Annotated in this window: 17 protein-coding genes, 1 tRNA gene, 1 other RNA gene and 1 pseudogene; 12 read left to right on the top strand and 8 right to left on the bottom strand. The window is 47.1% G+C overall.

Features of this window, described 5'->3' with window-relative positions; genetic code table 11:
* Nucleotides 1–17 precede the first annotated feature (17 nt).
* The 7 genes and pseudogenes from ICN12_RS07100 (at nucleotide 18) to ICN12_RS07070 (ending at nucleotide 4,324) form a co-directional block, all read left to right on the top strand.
* On the top strand, nucleotides 18–911 hold the full coding sequence (locus tag ICN12_RS07100; RefSeq protein WP_216271802.1) for an ABC transporter substrate-binding protein: 894 nt from the start codon (nucleotides 18–20) through the stop codon (nucleotides 909–911).
* Nucleotides 878–1,888, top strand: coding sequence for a FecCD family ABC transporter permease (locus ICN12_RS07095; protein ID WP_255537735.1), 1,011 nt, complete (start codon nucleotides 878–880; stop codon nucleotides 1,886–1,888). The genes ICN12_RS07100 and ICN12_RS07095 overlap by 34 nt, the downstream gene beginning before the upstream one ends.
* Nucleotides 1,885–2,646 (top strand): ABC transporter ATP-binding protein, encoded by a 762-nt coding sequence (locus ICN12_RS07090; protein WP_216271801.1) that lies wholly within the window; start codon nucleotides 1,885–1,887, stop codon nucleotides 2,644–2,646. Before ICN12_RS07095 ends, ICN12_RS07090 begins: the two co-directional genes overlap by 4 nt.
* Before the next feature lie 51 nt (nucleotides 2,647–2,697).
* Nucleotides 2,698–2,982: a hypothetical protein gene (locus tag ICN12_RS07085; RefSeq protein WP_216271800.1), complete on the top strand. Its 285-nt coding sequence runs from the start codon at nucleotides 2,698–2,700 to the stop codon at nucleotides 2,980–2,982.
* Nucleotides 2,957–3,187 (top strand): annotated as a pseudogene (locus ICN12_RS10985) (cell division protein ZapA); the annotation flags it as partial. The gene ICN12_RS07085 and the pseudogene ICN12_RS10985, both read left to right, overlap by 26 nt.
* 99 nt (nucleotides 3,188–3,286) lie before the next feature.
* Nucleotides 3,287–3,505: non-coding RNA, 6S RNA (ssrS, locus tag ICN12_RS07075), on the top strand.
* Complete coding sequence (locus tag ICN12_RS07070) at nucleotides 3,506–4,324, top strand: sulfite exporter TauE/SafE family protein (protein WP_216271799.1); 819 nt, start codon at nucleotides 3,506–3,508, stop codon at nucleotides 4,322–4,324. It begins immediately after the preceding RNA gene.
* 21 nt (nucleotides 4,325–4,345) lie between these two features.
* On the opposite strand, the gene ICN12_RS07065 is transcribed toward ICN12_RS07070, so the two are convergent.
* The 7 genes from ICN12_RS07065 to ICN12_RS07035 form a co-directional block, all read right to left on the bottom strand.
* Entirely contained in the window at nucleotides 4,346–5,869 is a 1,524-nt protein-coding gene (locus ICN12_RS07065) for a malonate--CoA ligase (RefSeq protein WP_216271798.1), read from the bottom strand.
* A 39-nt stretch (nucleotides 5,870–5,908) separates the two neighbouring features.
* Nucleotides 5,909–6,907, bottom strand: a complete 999-nt coding sequence (locus tag ICN12_RS07060) for a Bug family tripartite tricarboxylate transporter substrate binding protein (protein WP_216271797.1) — start codon at nucleotides 6,905–6,907, stop codon at nucleotides 5,909–5,911.
* A 117-nt stretch (nucleotides 6,908–7,024) separates the two neighbouring features.
* Nucleotides 7,025–8,329 carry a malonyl-CoA decarboxylase gene (locus ICN12_RS07055; protein ID WP_216271796.1) on the bottom strand — a complete coding sequence of 435 codons (1,305 nt, stop codon included), beginning with the start codon at nucleotides 8,327–8,329 and terminating at the stop codon, nucleotides 7,025–7,027.
* A 127-nt stretch (nucleotides 8,330–8,456) separates the two neighbouring features.
* Nucleotides 8,457–9,371, bottom strand: a complete 915-nt coding sequence (locus ICN12_RS07050) for a LysR substrate-binding domain-containing protein (RefSeq protein ID WP_216271795.1) — start codon at nucleotides 9,369–9,371, stop codon at nucleotides 8,457–8,459.
* A 26-nt stretch (nucleotides 9,372–9,397) separates the two neighbouring features.
* Nucleotides 9,398–10,186 (bottom strand): prolipoprotein diacylglyceryl transferase, encoded by a 789-nt coding sequence (lgt, locus tag ICN12_RS07045; RefSeq protein ID WP_216271794.1) that lies wholly within the window; start codon nucleotides 10,184–10,186, stop codon nucleotides 9,398–9,400.
* Nucleotides 10,187–10,205: 19 nt separating this feature from the next.
* Nucleotides 10,206–10,670 (bottom strand): DNA polymerase III subunit chi, encoded by a 465-nt coding sequence (locus ICN12_RS07040; protein ID WP_216271793.1) that lies wholly within the window; start codon nucleotides 10,668–10,670, stop codon nucleotides 10,206–10,208.
* 41 nt (nucleotides 10,671–10,711) lie between these two features.
* Nucleotides 10,712–12,307 carry a leucyl aminopeptidase gene (locus ICN12_RS07035; RefSeq protein WP_370624977.1) on the bottom strand — a complete coding sequence of 532 codons (1,596 nt, stop codon included), beginning with the start codon at nucleotides 12,305–12,307 and terminating at the stop codon, nucleotides 10,712–10,714.
* Between the two features lie 124 nt (nucleotides 12,308–12,431).
* On the opposite strand from ICN12_RS07035, the gene lptF reads away from it, so the two are divergent.
* The 3 genes from lptF (at nucleotide 12,432) to ICN12_RS07020 (ending at nucleotide 15,702) form a co-directional block, all read left to right on the top strand.
* Nucleotides 12,432–13,547: an LPS export ABC transporter permease LptF gene (gene lptF / locus ICN12_RS07030; protein ID WP_216271792.1), complete on the top strand. Its 1,116-nt coding sequence runs from the start codon at nucleotides 12,432–12,434 to the stop codon at nucleotides 13,545–13,547.
* The gene (gene lptG / locus ICN12_RS07025) at nucleotides 13,544–14,698 is read left to right on the top strand and encodes an LPS export ABC transporter permease LptG (RefSeq protein ID WP_216271791.1); all 1,155 of its coding nucleotides are present in this window, start codon (nucleotides 13,544–13,546) and stop codon (nucleotides 14,696–14,698) included. Before lptF ends, lptG begins: the two co-directional genes overlap by 4 nt.
* A 62-nt stretch (nucleotides 14,699–14,760) precedes the next feature.
* The gene (locus ICN12_RS07020; RefSeq protein WP_216271790.1) at nucleotides 14,761–15,702 is read left to right on the top strand and encodes a CysB family HTH-type transcriptional regulator; all 942 of its coding nucleotides are present in this window, start codon (nucleotides 14,761–14,763) and stop codon (nucleotides 15,700–15,702) included.
* Nucleotides 15,703–15,744: 42 nt separating this feature from the next.
* On the opposite strand, the gene ICN12_RS07015 is transcribed toward ICN12_RS07020, so the two are convergent.
* Nucleotides 15,745–15,829 (bottom strand) — tRNA-Leu (locus ICN12_RS07015).
* Between the two features lie 141 nt (nucleotides 15,830–15,970).
* Between ICN12_RS07015 and ICN12_RS07010 the strand changes: the two genes are divergently transcribed.
* Both ICN12_RS07010 and purD read left to right on the top strand, forming a co-directional pair.
* A complete protein-coding gene (locus ICN12_RS07010; RefSeq protein WP_216271789.1) occupies nucleotides 15,971–16,690 on the top strand; it encodes a YebC/PmpR family DNA-binding transcriptional regulator in 720 nt (239 codons plus the stop codon).
* 48 nt (nucleotides 16,691–16,738) lie between these two features.
* Nucleotides 16,739–18,016, top strand: coding sequence for a phosphoribosylamine--glycine ligase (gene purD / locus ICN12_RS07005; protein ID WP_216271788.1), 1,278 nt, complete (start codon nucleotides 16,739–16,741; stop codon nucleotides 18,014–18,016).
* Nucleotides 18,017–18,044: the final 28 nt, after the last annotated feature.

Here is an 18,044-nt window from a genome sequence, read left to right as displayed (position 1 = left end):
TGAAAGAATTCAAAGACATGCAACCCTCAACTCGCTCCCGCTATTTAGCGATCGGGGTTGCTTTATTTATACTGGGCTTCTCCTTGGCTATTTTTGCCGCGCCCATTTCTGTCGTTGATGACCGAGGTGTTGCCGTAGTTTTTGATAAACCGCCGCAACGGATTGTTAGCCTGCTCCCCTCGCTTACCGAGTCTGTTTGTGCTTTGGGCAAGTGTGGCGCTTTGGTTGGTATTGATCGATTTTCTAATTGGCCAAAATCAATTCAGGACTTACCTAAGTTGGGTGGAATGGGCGATGTCAATATAGAGCGTATCGTCCAACTCAAGCCTGATGTTGTTTTACTGGGGAAAGCTTCGCCTGTTATCACTAGGTTAAATGGATTAGGCATCCGCACATTTGCCTTAGACATTAAATCCATGAGTGATGAGGAGCGAGCACTGCAAAAGCTTGATGTCGTATTTCGCACCTCTGAGAGCGCTCGCGTCTGGAATCAGATTCAAAAAGAGATTATGCGCGCCAACAAGCAACTGCCAACTAAGGGTGAAAGTATTCGCGTGTACTTTGAGGTAAATCCAGCACCCTTTGCTGCTGGAAGAACTTCATTCATCGGAGAAATTCTCTCGCGTCTTGATCTGATTAATATCATTCCAGAATCTTTGGGGCCATTCCCGAAAATCAATCCCGAGTTTGTAGTACAAGCAAAGCCCGATGTGATTCTGCTTACTGAATCTACCGCTGCTGATATTCAGAAACGTCCTGGATGGAACACCATTCCAGCAGTATCTAAAAATCGGATTTGCGTATTTACATCCGAACAAAATGATGTCTTAGTGCGCCCCGGCCCACGCATGGGTGAAGCAGCGCTGATTATTTCTCAATGCATCCAAGAGAAGATGTCATCATCTCGGTAATGCAAAAAAATTACTTTCTAGGCAGACTTTTTGCCCTTCTCACTCTCAGCGCGGTCTTGGTATTGCTTGGGACTTTGCTTGGAAGTATGGGTGCCAGCTGGAATACGCCAGAGCTTGATCAAACTGTTTTATTTGATATTCGCCTTCCACGATCATTGGGCGCCTATCTTGCTGGGGCTTTATTGGGACTTGCAGGTGGCATTGCACAAAGCCTGTTTCGTAATCCACTTGCTGACCCATACTTGCTAGGAAGTGCTTCAGGCGCTCTACTTGGTGTGGGCAACATTCTCTGCTTTGCTTATCTTGGTAACTCTTGGCTGGAAATCATTGGTCTCAATGGCGGTGCTTTTCTTGGGGCGCTTATTGGGGTGCTAGCCTCTCTACTATTGGCTGGCGGCTACCGTAGCTCTTTACGTCTTTTACTCTCCGGGGTTGTGATTAGCGTCATCCTTGGTGCAGCAAATTCTTTATTTACGTTTATACGCCCAGACCTGTTTCAAAGCATTCAGTCCTTTATGTTGGGTAATACGACACTTCTCAATTGGTCTGGCGTAGAGGTCATGGCAATCGCTTTAGCCTTTTGCCTGCTTGTAAGCTTAGTCATCAGCCCCACATTAGATGCTCTTTCGCTTGGTGAGAATACCGCTCGCACCTTAGGTTTGCCTTTAGATCAACTGCGCCTGATGCTGATTACCATTCTTGCCTTGGCGACTGGTTGCGCTGTTGCGCAGACCGGCTTAGTGGCTTTTGTTGGGCTGGCGGCTCCGCATTTAGTGAGAAAGATTTTTGGAGGGCGGCAACGTGTACAGCTTTTATTCTCCTGCCTTGGTGGAGGAATCCTATTACTTAGCTCAGATCTCATTGCGCGCACTCTATTCGCCCCACTTGAAATTCCGGTCGGTATTGTGACGGCCGTCTTGGGGGGCTTCTATCTACTCATCCTTCTGAGGCGCAGTTCTTTTGGTGGGCGCCCATGAAAACCCGCCAGCTCTCCATTTATCGAGGACCCTGCGCCATCCTTACTGACTTGGATTTAGATATTCCTCAGGGGCAATGGACTAGCATCATCGGACCTAATGGTGCTGGTAAGTCATCTCTTCTGCAAGCCATGGCTGGCTTACTAAAGCACACTGGGTCTCTAACGGTAAATGCGGTCGAGCTATCTGCCCTGACACGCAAAGACCTCTCTAAAAAATTAGCGTGGCTTGATCAAGGAAGCGCTAACTCAGAAGAATTTGGCGACTCCCTCAGCGTGTATGACACCGTCATGTTGGGGCGCCTACCTCATCAAGGATGGTTGCATCTACCCTCTGAAGCGGATCACATCTTGGTTGAGAAAGCTTTACAACAAACCGATGCCTGGCATTTACGCTATCGCCCATTGCAACAGCTATCTGGCGGGGAACGTCAGCGAGTACTATTGGCTCGCCTTCTCGCCGTTGACTCCGACATTTTGCTTATGGACGAACCATTGGCCAATTTAGACCCCCCTCACCAAGCTGATTTTCTGAAATGGCAGGGAAATTTACTGGCTCAGGGTAAGACCCTGGTTACCGTATTGCATGAGATTCATTTTGCCCTGAGAGCAGACCATCTCATCATGCTGAATAAAGGGAAGCTGCATTTCCAGGGATCTAACCAAGATCCCAGAACGCACGAAGCCCTGATAGCGCTATTTGATGGCCGTATTCAACTAGAAAAGCTAGGTAATGATTGGGTAGCCTTACCCAACTAAACCTGAAAACAGGAGTTTCACAAAGCTTTTTCCTGAGGCTACAATGCCTATATGACCGAGTACAACCCTCACGTCCCAAGCGACTCCACAGAATCCGATCCGATATCCGAATCATTGCAAAGGCTATCCAAAAAAATTCAGTTGGTTTCCGATGCCGTTAAGGCGCTGCATCAAGATCGCAGCCAGCTTGAGACCAAGATTGAGGATGCACAAAAGCGGATTCAGCATATCTTGAGTCGCCTGCCCGAGCAGAGTGATGGTCGTCAATTGAATTTACTTGGTGAACCCGTAGCGCCAACCAACCCAGAGGATGACAGTGAGCCAACAACGCATTGAAGTAACCCTCGCCGGGCAAAAAATTACTTTAGCCACTAGCGCTGAACATGAACCCCTACTTCGTGCGGCCTGCACATTAGTGGATGAGCAAATTCAATTAGCAATCAATGGCGGTAATCGTAGTATTGAACGTGCCAGCATGATGGCTGCACTCAAGATAGCCGGTGACCTAATTAAGTTACAAACAGCGCCCCAACAATCAACAACATCAAGCAGCTCCTCCAATAATGATCCCGATGAAATTGCTCGACTTCAGAATGAGATTCATTCTTTGGAAGATCAAGTGGATGCTTTGATGCAAAGCCTTTCCCTGCCTGGTTCGCCAAGGCCAATAGTTCCTTGAACCGATGCGCAAGCATCAGGAACGATCTTTACCTTGTGGGCGTGAGCGTTTCGAATCTTCACAGTGACAGCTTCGCGCTGTTCACTCCCTGAACTTCTTAATGCACCCGAAGCAGAGTAGCCGTTCCACCTTGAACCTTAGGGTTCAGGATGACGGCCTAGCGGCTCAGGCGGGGAATTCATGTCATTAGTTGATATTGCTATGTTGATGTTGTGTGGGAGCATATCGGGCTTCCTAGCGGGACTCCTTGGTATTGGTGGTGGGATGATCCTCGTTCCCTTCATGATTCTGGTTTTCAATCACTTGGAGTTTGGTCAAAATGTCATTGTGCATATGGCCATTGCTACCGGCATGGCAACTATCCTCTTCACCACCACTTCAGCCATCTGGGCTCATCACAAACACAATTCGATCGACTGGAAGTTGGTAGCCGCACTTACCCCCGGACTGGTCATTGGTAGCCTAGTTGGCGGCAGCGAAATCTTCGAAGCAATTAATACTACTTGGCTGTCATTGTTCTTTGCGGTGTTTATCGTCTACACCTCTATTCAGATGATCATCAATAAAAAGCCTGCCGCTGGACGAGAGCTGCCTGGCACCTTAGGCCTCTTTTCTTTCGGAGCATTTACAGGTGTCATTGCCAGCCTTGTTGGTGCCGGTGGAGCATTTATCACCGTACCTTTTATGCTTTGGTGCAATGTAAAACCGCACACCGCCATGGCCAGTTCTTCAGGCCTGGGATTTCCGATTGCGGCAGCTGCTACGATCGGCTATATGTATGGCAGCTGGGGTAATCCTAATCTGCCCGAAGGTTCATTGGGATTTGTTTATATTCCGGCAGTGCTCTGTATTGTGGTGGTCAGCATATTCACCGCACCACTGGGAGCGAAGATGGCTCGCAAATTAAATGTGGCTCAACTCAAGCGAATTTTTGGTGTCATGCTGTTTATGCTTGCGGCCTTCATGTTCAATGAAAGCCGCAAGGCATTCGGTTTCTAAGCCAATATTTTTTTACTGCTCTTAGCTGGTGTATTGCTGACGCAGAATATTCTTCTGTACTTTACCCATCGCATTGCGAGGCAAGTCGGCAACGATTTCTAAACGCTTCGGAATCTTAAAGTTCGCAATTTGGGTTTTCAAAGTGGCAATCATGGCTTGCGCATCCAACTTAGCGCCCGCTTTTGGCACCACTACCGCCATTACTGACTCACCAAAATCAGGATGCGGAACACCAATCACAGCACTTTCATCTACGCCGTCCATATCGTCGATAAAGCTTTCGATTTCTTTTGGATAGACGTTATAGCCACCAGAAATAATCAGATCCTTACTGCGACCAACGATGCAGAGATAATCCTGAGGTGCCTTGCCACCATTGGCATCCCCGCCCCAGCGACCAACGTCACCTGTCTTAAACCAGCCATCCTTAGTAAATTCTTCGGCGGTTTTTTCGGGCATGCGCCAGTAGCCCTTGAATATATTCGGGCCTTTAACTTGAATGTTGCCAATTTCCTCAACACCACAAGGCTTATTGCTTTCGTTTACCACGCGAACCTTCACTCCAGGCAATGGCAGGCCGACTGATCCGCCAACGCGATTGCCTTTGTAAGGGTTGGAAACTAGCATGACGGTTTCACTCATACCGTAACGCTCCAGAATGGGCTGGCCAATTACCTCTTTAAAGGTATTGAATGTTTCAGTAAGTAAGGGTGCAGAGCCAGAAACAAACAGGCGCATATTGCGCGTGACATTTTTATTGAAACCTTTGTCAGCAAGCAGGCGTACGTAGAACGTCGGCACACCCATCATGACAGTGGAATTTGGCATGTGGCGGATCAATTGCGCAGTATCTAAGCGCGGCAGCCAAATCATTTTGCTGCCGTTGATCAATGCACCGTGAGCAGCCACAAATAAGCCGTGGACATGGAAGATTGGAAGTGCGTGCAACAAGACATCGCCTTTTTTCCAACCCCAAAACTTCTGCAGCACTTGTGCATTGCTGCCCAAGTTCTTATGGGTCAACATTGCGCCCTTGCTACGGCCTGTTGTGCCTGAGGTATATAAGATCGCTGCTAAATCATCGTCTTTCACAGCAACCGTCTTGAACTTGTCGCTTTGAGCGCCGGCACGCTGAAGCAAGGTACCCTTGCGATCCTCATCCAAGGTAAAGACATGTTTTGTTCCTGCCTTAAAGGCTACCTTAGAAACCCAGGAGAAATTCTTACTACTGCACACTACGACTGCCGGTTCTGCATTCTCGAGAAAGTATTGAATCTCAGCAGCTTGATAAGCGGTATTCAGAGGCAGATAAACATAACCTGCCTTTACGGTAGCTAGGTAAAGAAAGAGGGCTTCTGGTGACTTTTCAACCTGAACTGCAATACGAGATCCTGCTGGCAGTTTGAGGCTCTTTAGAAGATTGGCCATCTTGGCAGTGGCACGCTCTAGATCACTCCAGGAGTAATACAGTCCATCATGCGTTTCCAATGCACACGCTTGCTTATCTTTTGGAAAACCTTTTTCCAATAAAGAATATAAATTCATTCGAGCCTCAAATCCAAACCAGTAAATTAAATCAAATTGTTAATCGAGCTTAGCGCCAGAGGCTTTAGCTACTGCAGCCCAACGCTTGATATCTGCAGAGACAAACTTGCCAAAGGCATCCCCGGTAAGAGTTGGCGTATCTGAACCGTTATTCGTCCAAATCGTTTTCAACTCAGGAGAATTAAGCGCTTTTTGCACCTCAACAATCATCTTGTCGACGATGGGCTGAGGAGTTCCTTTAGGAGCAAACAAGCCGTACCAGGTAGAAACTTCATATCCCACCAAACCAGCTTCAGCAGCAGTTGGAACATTTGGGAATGCAGTAGAACGCTTCTGCGAAGCTACAGCCAAAGCTACGATGGAACCATTTTTGATTTGTGCTGCTGATGAACCCAAACCATCAAACTCCACATCCACTTGGCCTGCGATCAGGTCTTGCATTGCAGGGCCTGCGCCGCGATAAGGGATATGGGTAATGAAAGTCTTGGTCAACATTTTGAATTGCTCACCAGCTAGGTGATGGGAAGATCCATTACCAGCACTTGCGTAGTTGAACTTACCTGGGTTCTTTTTCAAGAGCTCAATAAATTCTTTTAAGTTTTTGACTTGAACATTTTTTGGGTTCACCACAATAACTTGGGGTGGGCTTGCAATCATCGCCACAGGAATGAAACTCTTCTCAATGTCGTAATCCAAATTTGGATACATGGAAGGAGCGATTGCATGATGAGCGGCACCTACAAAAAAGCTGTACCCGTCTGGAGCTGCTTTGGCTGCAATCGATGCGCCAACTGTGCCGCCAGCACCACCGCGGTTATCAATAATGATTTGCTTGCCCAATTGCTTAGTCAGCTGGTTTGCTAATGGGCGGGCAAAAGCATCAGTCCCACCACCAGCAGGAAAGGGAACGACAAAGGTAATAGGTTTGTTTGGCCACTCTTGAGCCAGTACCGCAAGCGGCGCTGCGCAAATTAAAAACAGCGCTTTCTTTAAAGTGCTTAATGAGAATGCGGAATTTCTGTTTGTTTTAGTAAACATGTTTGTCTCCTTTATTTTTACCAGCTATTGCGCTGGTTTCATTTTTACAGCCAGTTTTCTAACCTTCATTCTAAGGGGACTTCCGCTTTTGGGCAGAAGTTAGCCTCAGCGTTAATACTAGGGCGCCATTAAGCGACCCACAGCCCTGGAATAGACAATTTCGCCATTAGCAAAGCGCTCATGGTTATCTTCCACACTTCCCAAGTCATAAAGATAGTTCACCATCAGGCCGGCAGATTGGCGCAAGCCTTTACGCGATAAATCTCCCGCCCAGTTGATCAAGTGCAACTTGGCGCCATTACCTAAATGAAACTTAGCCACTGGATTACCATCGCGCCCAGTAGAAGCGAGTCCCAAATAAATACTGGCCAAGGTCAATAAAGCCTCTTTTTCTTTTTCGGGGGCTATATCGGGATGCCAACCACCTGCCAATCGCTCACTCCAAGATTGACTCTCAAGCTTTAGCGCCGTTAAGGCCGCATCTCGCGCTATCTTTAAAGCGGGCTTTAATCTTTCGGCAGGCACTCCGTCGCCTAAATTCGCACCGGCAGCAACCCAATCCATAAACCCTGGAATCGGCGACAAAGTTACAAAGGTTTTTACACCCGGAAATTCAGCATGTAACTGCTCTGCTACCCGCTTAATTAAAAAGTTGCCCATGGATACGCCACGTAGCCCAGGCTCGCAGTTACTAATCGAATAAAAGACAGCCACTTTGTATTGAGAGGCTTGATCCACTACATCTGCTTTCTTGTCCACCAATGGGGTGATAACCGTTGGGATCTCAGGCAAAAGTGCAACCTCAACGAAGATCAATGGCTCACTCGGAAGTTGTGGATGAAAAAAAGCAAAACAGCGACGATCGGGCTGGAGACGGCGACGCAAGTCATCCCACCCATCAATAGCATGTACTGCCTCGTGCTTAATCAGCTTCTCAAGCACCTCAGCCGGAGACTTCCAGTCAACCCGATGCATTTTTAGAAAGCCTGGATTAAACCAAGAGGATAGTAGGTGGCGCAAATCAAAATCGACTGCAGCTAACTCTGGTTTTTTATCCAATAATTGCAGTAAGTCACGGCGCATTTCTACTACAGCAGCAGTGCCTTGACTTGCGCGATTTAACCGACGGAAAAATTCTTGGCGAGGAGATTCGGATACTTTTTGAAGTTGGATGTAATTACGCGCACTAGAGTCGGCAACAAAATTTTGCGCTGCCTTCAAAACAGCATCGGCTTGCGGGTTCAGTTTTTCAAAAAGAAATGTGAAAAAAGATACATACTGATCTTTGGCCAATTTGCGATAGTTATTGACCGCATCATCAGCCATGCTAAGCGCATTCGATTCGCCCCGCTCGGATATCAAGCGCTTGATCGCATTATTTGCCTTGGACAAATTTCGAGCTTTGGTTAACTTCTCCAGCATGGATTTCTTTCAAATAAATACTATGAAATTAAGATACTCGGTTCAATGTAAAGCCTCAAACCCGCAAAATCAATTAATCAAAAGAGAAATTCATTAGCTTTAGGTTAATTGTTTATAAGCAGTCTAACTACTTAACAATCATTTTGCGCTGCAACATACGGGCTTCAGCTGCTAACGCCAAAATATTGGGATTAGATTCATTAGCCTGGAGATAAATTAAGGCAATATGCTGAATCACTTTATATTTAGGCATTAAAGGCGTAAACGCAATTGCATCACCCATTAGCGCTCTTACCCTTCCCGGCAATAACGCCTTACCCAAATCCCCAGAAACCATATTCATCAATGAAAAGATATCGCCAACCTTCATGACTACGTTTGGCTTAATACCCGCTAACTTAAAGGCATCGTAAAAACCAGAAGTGGTAGCAAAGCCATCTTGCAAAGTAAGGAACTTTTCAGACTGGTATTCAGATAAATCAATACTAGCTTGATTGGGCTGATTTTTCTTGGATGAGGCAAAGAAAAGCTGATCATCAAATAAGGGGACAACTTGAACCCCTTCAGGCAATTTTCCTGAGGGTGTCGCAATCACAACCGCATCAATAACCCCCTCAGATAATTTCTTCATCAACTCCTCATTTGAGCCGAGGTGCAAATCAATATCCAAATCAGGCCTACGAATTTTGGTCCCCATAATCATTCTAGGAATGATGTTAGCCGTCAAAGAATACATTGAACCTAGGCGTATCTGACCACTCTCCATCCCAGCCTTAGATCTGGTTTTTTTAAGGATGCGCTCCATATCTCTAAGTAAGTCTGCGCCCATCTCAGCCAAGTAGATCGCTGCCGGAAGCGACTTTAGTTGTCGACCCTCTTTAACAAACAAAGGGCACCCTACCCCGCCCTCTAAAGAATGTAGCGCTTTGTGAACGCTAACCGAACTAAGGCCTAACTCCTCGCCGGTTTTGGGGAGGCTCCCCGTCCTGATAAATGCACAAAGAATTTCCAGCTTACGAAGTGTGACATCTGTATTCAACATAAGAGCTCACTCCTTTTCTATAAAACTTAAGCTGGCTTAGATTTAAAAGAGGTGAGGAGGTAAATTCCGAAAATGATCATGGGCACTGATAACCACTGCCCCATCGATAGGCCAAGGCCCAAGAGACCAAGGAAGGCATCGGGCTCGCGGGCAAATTCTGCCAAGAAACGGCAAATTCCGTAGCCCAGTAAAAATAGTCCTGATACCTGTCCCACCCGACGAGGGCTGCTGGAATAGATCCAGAGAATGATGCCCAGACATATTCCCTCGCCAAAGAGTTGATAGATCTGCGAAGGGTGACGGGGAATGGAGTCCACCATTGGGAACACCATAGCCCAAGGCAAATCAGTCGGCCTACCCCACAACTCACCATTGATGAAGTTACCCAGGCGACCAAATGCCAAACCAAACGGCACTAGTGGGGCAACTAAATCACTGACGACAAAGAATGAAACCTTGCGACGATAAGCAAACCAGAGCAAGGCCAACAAAACCCCCAAAAGGCCCCCATGAAAAGACATGCCACCTTCCCATATCTTGAGGATGTTTAGAGGATTGGCAAGGTAGTAAGCGGGCATATAGAACAAGGTGTAACCCACGCGCCCACCAAGCACTACTCCCAATACGCCAGCAAATAGCAAATCCTCAAGATCCTTATAAGACCAGCCCAAAGCCTGATATCGCGGAGCACGTATACGCAGACGACCCAATAATAAAAATTGTGCAAAAGCCAAGAGGTACATCAAGCCATACCAATGAATGGCAAATGAGCCAATACGAATTGCGGCAGGATCAAATTCTGGATGAATCAACATACTCGGAGCTTAGTAATGATCACGCTTTAGATTGATCAAAGTTATGCAACTCATGACCCAGGTCACGATACGCTTTATATCGCTCGCGACCTGCTAAGCGTTCTGCCTCATTGATAGTGATAACCTCCACAATACGAGGAAAGCGTGCGAGCAACCCTGGAACATCAGCAGGCATGCGCATCCCCAGATGAATTAAGACATCCGCATGGGGAAGTTGAGGTAAAGCGGGTGACAAGAAATCCTCTGTCAGCAAAATTGGGGTATCGATTGCAGCCTCATCATCAATAAAGCAATGCGGCAAGAAATCGGTTGCACTAAATGCCCACAAAAGTTCATCCAATTTTTTGAGATCTGCTTTTTCGCCCACCATCACGATATTGCGGACAGATTCGCCAACGGGCGTAGCACTCCAGATCTTGCGTGTTAATCGACAGGCATATTCCAGCTTATCGCTGACATTGCTATGAAAATCAATACGAGCCATGAATCCTGTCTTCCCTTTTAACTTCGCTTCTATCTATTTTCTTACTTTTGCTCTAGCAAAAAATTCACTAGCAATGGCACTGGGCGACCCGTCGAGCCTTTCGCGGCACCACTCTTCCAGGCAGTGCCGGCAATATCCAAGTGAGCCCATTTGTATTTCTCGGTAAAACGCGATAAGAAGCAGGCAGCAGTAACGCTACCGGCCGGGCGCCCACCAATATTAGCCACATCTGCAAAATTAGATTTGAGTTGCTCGTGATATGCAGCATCTAAAGGTAGACGCCATACCGTATCTAGAGATGCGTGACCCGCTTTAGTTAAATCATGAACCAAGCCCTCATCATCAGAAAACACACCGCTATGTACGTGCCCCAAAGCAATAATGCAAGCGCCAGTTAAGGTAGCGACATCAATGACCGCCTTGGGTTTGAAACGCTCAACATAAGTTAAGGCATCACACAAAATCAAGCGACCTTCAGCATCGGTATTGAGAATTTCAATGGTTTGTCCCGACATGCTTTTCACAATATCCCCGGGACGAGTAGCTTGACCTGAGGGCATATTTTCACAAGTTGGAATAACGCCGATGACATTCTTTTTCAACTTCATCAAAGCAGTGGCGTACATCGTACCAATCACAGATGCAGCGCCACACATGTCGTACTTCATCTCATCCATAGCCTCACCAGGCTTTAAAGAGATGCCGCCGGTATCAAAGGTAATGCCTTTACCCACCAACACAATCGGCGCTTCACCAGCTTTGCCACCTTGGTGACGCATCACAATAAATTGAGGCGGCGTATCAGAGCCCTTAGCTACCGATAAAAAAGAACCCATACCCAAAGCCTCAATTTGTTTACGACCCAAGACTTCAATCTTCAAACCCGTCTTCTTACTCAAACCTTGCGCGGCTTTACCTAAGTAGGTTGGCGTACAAATATTCGGAGGCAAATTACCCAAGTCTTTAGCGAGGTTCATACCCTCAACCATTGCAACGCCCTCTGGGACGGCCGCTTTCAACTCTTTAGCGCACGCATCATTACCAGCAAAGATGAGATGAGCAAAAGTATCTGCTTTATCTTTGGCCTTGAACTTCATTGTTGGCTGACGAACGCCAAAACGATAGGCTTGATCACCAGCATATTGAATAGTCAAACGCACTTCTTCAGCAATAAAGTCGGCGCGATGACCCAAAGCAAAACTCGGGATAAACCACAGAGCATTTTTGATCGACCCGCCACTCAATTGTTTTAGAGCTGCGCGGGCGATTTTTGAATAGGAACCCAAGCTGCGTGCACTAGCCGGTGCAACATCACCCAGACATACCAAGAGAACACGTTTTACTTTTATGCCAGCTGCGGCCCATGATTTTTCAGCGCGAATCACGCAGATCGATGCCTGCTGGGCATCTAGATCACCAACAAGATTTGCATGGGTAACCGAGCCGCCCAATAGGCGGTCCAACTCTAATAAAAGGCCGGATTTAGATTTTGTAGACGCCAAAGCATCTAAATCCGCTTTTGAGTAGGCCAGAACCAGGCAATCCGAGCTCTGCACCAATAAAGTGGCTAGGCTCGCCTTGATCAGCTTAGGGTTACTTGTATCAGCTTGCGAGAAAATCTTGGTACTAAATTGAATAGTCATCATGTCTTACGGTATTTTTAAGTCAATTCAAGGGAAAAAACGGATGTTTATCCATTATCCTCCGTCATGAAGGTTCACATCTTGAGTGAGCCAATAACAGTTACTTTTTTATCCATACATGATTTTTCACCAAGCCCTTCGCCGCGAACTCAGTTTTACGACTGGGGGCGTTTTTTTGGTCTTGGTAACCATCATGATTACCACCTTAGTTATCCGAATTCTCGGGTTTGCGGCTAATGGCGCAGTGAACCCAGAGGATGCCCTCGTGCTTATTGCACTGGCTACCCTAGGCTATATGGCGGTTCTTCTGACTGTCTCCCTTTTTGTGGCCGTCCTAATTGTGCTGGTGCGTTGGTACAAAGATTCTGAAATGATTGTTTGGTTTGCCAGTGGCCTGAGTATTGCCAGCCTGATTCGGCCGATCCTGCGTTTTGCAGCACCACTCATTGTCATCATTGCTTTGTTAGCCCTATTTGTGTGGCCTTGGGCGAATCGCGAATCCACCCTAATTAGCCAACGATTTCAACAGCGCAGTGATGTCTCCATGGTTGCCGCTGGTCAATTTAGAGAGTCCGCCAAAGCGGAACGTGTCTTTTTTATTGAAGAGTTAGATGTTGATAAAAGTGAAGTTAAAAATATCTTCGCCGCTGAAACTAAAAATGGACGTCTTAGTGTCGCCGTTGCCGCCACTGGGTTTATTGAAAATGCAGAAGGCGGCGGAAAATCGATTGTCCTGAACAATGGTCGACGGTATGAGGGGCTCCCCACTCAGCCTGATTTTAGGATTCTAGAGTTTTCTGAATATCTCACCAACATTCACAATAAAGAAGCTTTAGACCCGCCACCTAGAGATCGAGAAAAGACAGTCGGTGAGCTTCTAAATACAAGCGAACCTTGGTTAATAAACGCTAATCGAGCGGAACTTTTATGGCGGATTGGCTTGCCATTAATGGCCTTGGGTCTCGTGTTAATTGCCATTCCGCTTGCCTATGTCAACCCACGGCTCGGCAACTACACTGCGATGTTTTATGCAGTACTGATTTACCTCATCTACAGCAACCTCTTAAACCTCACCCAAAACTTTGTATCGCAGGGCAAAGTAAACGTTTTTATGGCGGCTTGGCCAATACATGTCTTGGCTTTAGGTATGGCCTACTTCCTTATTCGCAATCGCATCAACCCCTCGTTAAAATGGTGGCGCCGTCAACTACCTTCATTTTTGGCTAATAGATGAATTATCTATTTCCCTACATCTTTGAACGCTACTTAGCTAGGCAGATTTATGCCGCCTTCGGTTTCATCCTATGTGCACTAGTTGCGCTATTTTTGTTTTTTGACATCCTCAGCGAGCTTGGCTCAGTTAAGGGTCAATACACCCTACCACTGGCCTTGCTACATGTTTTATTGAAGGCGCCAAGTCGTATTTCCGAGATTATTCCGATTGCAGCCCTCATTGGAAGTATTTACGTCTTTGCCATGTTGGCAAGTCAATCGGAGTTCACTATTTTGCGGATTGCCGGGTTGGATACGCGCAGAGGCTTGAAGACGCTAGCCAAAATTTCTCTACCTCTAGTTGTTCTAACCCTAGTGATGAGTGAGTGGCTGGGGCCGTATACCGAAAATCTGTCAGAGCAAATTCGCATGAAGGCTTTGGGCTCGTCCTACAGCTCACAATTTAAAACTGGGGTTTGGGTAAAAGATCGCTTGCGTGATGAGGATGGCAGTGGGCCAATCAGGCCGGGAGTGCGCTACGTTAACGTTGGCAAAATTGAACAAGATAACGAAATCAAAAATATTCGGATGTATGAGTTTGATGATGCTTATCGATTACTCTCCATTCGTAGTGCAGTATCTGGTCGCTTTGATCAAACGGGCACGTGGATTCTGGATGATGTCACCGAAACTCGCTTTAAAGAAGCTAAGCAGGCGGATCCGCTAAACCCAGTCTATTCAGCACAAACTTTTACCCACCCTATCATTAGCCTGGATTCTGAGGTTACGCCACAGATTTTGAGTGTTCTTTTAGTAAGCCCTGAAAAAATGTCGATCTTTAGTTTAGGGCGCTTTATCTCCCATCTCAGAGACAACAAACAAGATGTACAGCGCCATTCGATTGCATTCTGGAAAAAAGTGATTTATCCGTTCACGATTTTTGTGATGCTGGCATTAGCCCTTCCATTTGCCTACCTCAAAGTCCGAGCTGGTAGCGTCGGCATCAAGGTATTCGGCGGAATCATGCTGGGGATGAGCTTTCAACTGTTCAACTCACTCTTCTCCAATGTCGGACTTCTTGGCGCATGGCCTGCGCTTCTTACAGCCCTGACGCCACCCTTACTGTATTTCATTTTGGCAATTGCAGGCTTGCGCTGGGTATCTAGAGCTTAATACCTTAAAATCATATAGAATTTAATTCCTATATCGCAGTTGATATAAAGAATGGACTCCATATGAATCTGCACCAATTTCGCTTTGTTCGTGAAGCGGTAAGACAAAACTTCAACCTGACTTCGGCCGCTAAAGCACTGTTCACCTCCCAACCTGGGGTCTCCAAGGCCATTATTGAGCTAGAAGATGAACTAGGTGTAGAAATATTTCGACGCCACGGTAAACGCATTCGCTCACTCACTGAGCCGGGCAAACGGATTTTGGTTTCTATTGAGCGCATTCTGGATGAGGTAGAAACTTTGAAACGTGTAGGCAAAGACTTTGCCAGCCAGGATCAAGGTAACTTTGTGATTGCCACGACCCATACTCAAGCGCGCTATGCATTACCCAAAGTCCTGACAGAATTTACCAAGCGCTTTCCTAAGGTGCGCGTCAGCATTCAACAAGGCAGTCCGGGGCAAATTGCGGAACTACTGATTCATGATCGCGCGGATATTGCGATTGCAACTGAAGGCATTGCCAACACACCAGGCGTATTGGCTTTACCAGGATACCAATGGCAACACGTCATCATGGTGCCACTCAGCCATCCGCTACTCAATCAGTCAACGATCACCTTAGAAGAAATTGCGAAGTACCCCCTCATCACCTACGACAAAGCGTTCGCGGGTCGCAGCAAGATTGATGCCGCCTTTGCGCAGCGCAATCTGAGCCCCGATATTATTTTGGAAGCGATTGATGCTGATGTGATTAAGACTTATGTGGAAACGGGCATGGGCGTAGGAATTGTTGCTGGATTAGCCTATGACGCCGATAGAGATCGCAATCTTCGAGTGATCCCTGTAGGGCATTTATTTGGCAACAACGTGACGCATCTGGGCGTAAAGCAAGGTGCTTACCTGCGCTCTTTCGTGTATACCTTTATTGAACTGTTCTCGCCGACACTCACCAAGAAAATTGTTGAGCAAGCAATGAATAACGAGTCTGAAACTTACGAGATTTAAAGTTTTGAGCATCTCTTGGCGTAGATAACGGCCTTTTTGAGATGGTGCCCCGGGGCGGACTTGAACCGCCACGCCTTGCGGCACCGGATTTTGAGTCCGGCACGTCTACCAATTCCATCACCGGGGCAGGTGTTTGCAGTGGAAAAACTGCATTGAAGCAAACTAAGAGGTGAGAGTGTAACAAAAAAATGATAGGACCCCCATTCTTGGGCTGAGAAGCCCTTAAAATGAGGTCTTCAAGCCACATTACTCAAAAGGACTTTCCCGTATGGCCGGCCATTCGAAATGGGCCAATATTCAGCACCGCAAAGGACGTCAAGACGAAAAGCGCGGCAAGATTTGGACCAAACTCATTAAAGAAATCACTGTTGCAGCCAAATTGGGTGGTGGCGATATCGCCACCAATCCTCGCTTACGCCTGGGAATCGATAAGGCTAAAGATGCCAATATGCCTAACGATAATGTGCAGCGGGCAATCCAACGCGGTACCGGCTCCTTAGAAGGAGTTAACTATGAAGAAATTCGTTACGAAGGTTACGGCCTGAATGGGGCAGCCATCATTGTGGATTGCTTAACGGATAACCGCACCCGTACCGTTGCCGAGGTTCGCCATGCATTTGCAAAAAATGGTGGAAATATGGGCGCCGAAGGTTCTGTTGCTTTCATGTTCAAGCACTGCGGTCAAATGTTATTTGCCCCAGGTACCAACGAAGATCAACTCATGGAGATCGCACTGGACGCGGGCGCAGAAGATGTCATCACCCATGATGATGGCTCACTTGAGGTACTGACTCCAGTGCCTGATTTTTCCAAAGTACAAGATGCACTCACTCAGGCCGGTCTGAAAGCAGAGCTAGCAACGGTGACGATGCGCCCTGAGACTGAAACTGAACTCGAGGGTGATCAAGCTGAAAGCATGCAGAAACTATTAGACGCACTTGAGAACTTAGATGATGTTCAAGAAGTCTTCACGAATGCATCTTTGTAATCAAGCAGTTTTATAAACTCTATTCATCAACATATCTCTTAGCTCTTTATGAAAATTCTTTTAGTTGGATCCGGTGGTCGCGAACATGCCCTTGCTTGGAAGCTAGCCCATTCCCCCCAAGTTCAAACCGTATATGTTGCCCCTGGTAACGGCGGAACAGCTACAGCAAAGTTGACGGCGGCAGGCATTCAAAATCTTCCCATCTCCGGTCTTCAAGAATTGGCAGACTTTGCAAAGCGTGAAAAGATTCATCTCACAGTAGTTGGTCCTGAAGCGCCTTTAGCAGCGGGCATCGTCGATGTATTTCGCAACAATGGCTTGCGTATTTTTGGGCCAACCCAACTGGCTGCCCAGTTAGAGTCTTCAAAAGATTTTTCTAAAGCGTTCATGAAGCGCCATGGCATTCCAACAGCTGAGTACCAAACATTTTCAAATGCACTAGAGGCGCATGCCTACATTGATGCTAAAGGCGCGCCAATCGTCATCAAGGCCGATGGTCTTGCTGCTGGTAAAGGCGTTGTTGTGGCAATGGATTTAGCAGAAGCTCATGCGGCGGTCGACATGATGCTGGCCGACAACAAGCTAGGTAACGCAGGTGCCCGCGTGGTGATTGAAGAGTTTCTGACTGGCGAAGAGGCCAGCTTTATTGTTCTCGTTGACGGTAAACATGTTTTGGCCTTGGCTACTAGCCAGGATCACAAACGTTTACTCGATGCTGACCAAGGTCCCAATACAGGCGGTATGGGTGCTTACTCCCCTGCGCCTGTGGTTACTCCAGAAATTCATGCGCGCGCCTTACGTGAGGTCATCATGCCTACTGTTAACGGCATGAAGAATGATGGCATCCCTTACACTGGCTTCCTCTATGCAGGCCTCATGATTGCGCCAGACGGCAAGATTAAGACCTTGGAATTTAACTGCCGTATGGGCGATCCAGAAACTCAACCCATCATGGCGCGCTTGCGTAGTGATCTCGTCAATGCGCTGGATCATGCGGTTGATGGCACGCTCAACGAAGTGGAATTGGATTGGGATCGTCGCACTGCTTTAGGTGTGGTGCTGGCGGCGCATAACTATCCCGATACCCCTCGCAATGGCGACGTCATCACTGGTATTCCAGCCGATACTGAAGATCAACTTACCTTCCATGCGGGCACCAAGCTGCAAGACGGAAAGCTACTCACCTCTGGTGGTCGCGTGATGTGCGTAGTGGGTCTATCGGATACGGTTCGCGGCGCTCAACAAAAAGCATATGAAGCGATTGCCCAGATTCAGTTTGATGGGATGCAATACCGCAAAGATATTGGCTATCGCGCAGTTAAATAATTCAGCCTCTTGATATAACCCAATACAA

The organism is Polynucleobacter sp. AM-25C3 (assembly GCF_018882335.1).
Lineage (GTDB): Bacteria > Pseudomonadota > Gammaproteobacteria > Burkholderiales > Burkholderiaceae > Polynucleobacter.
This window is presented reverse-complemented; position numbering and strand designations above follow the sequence as displayed.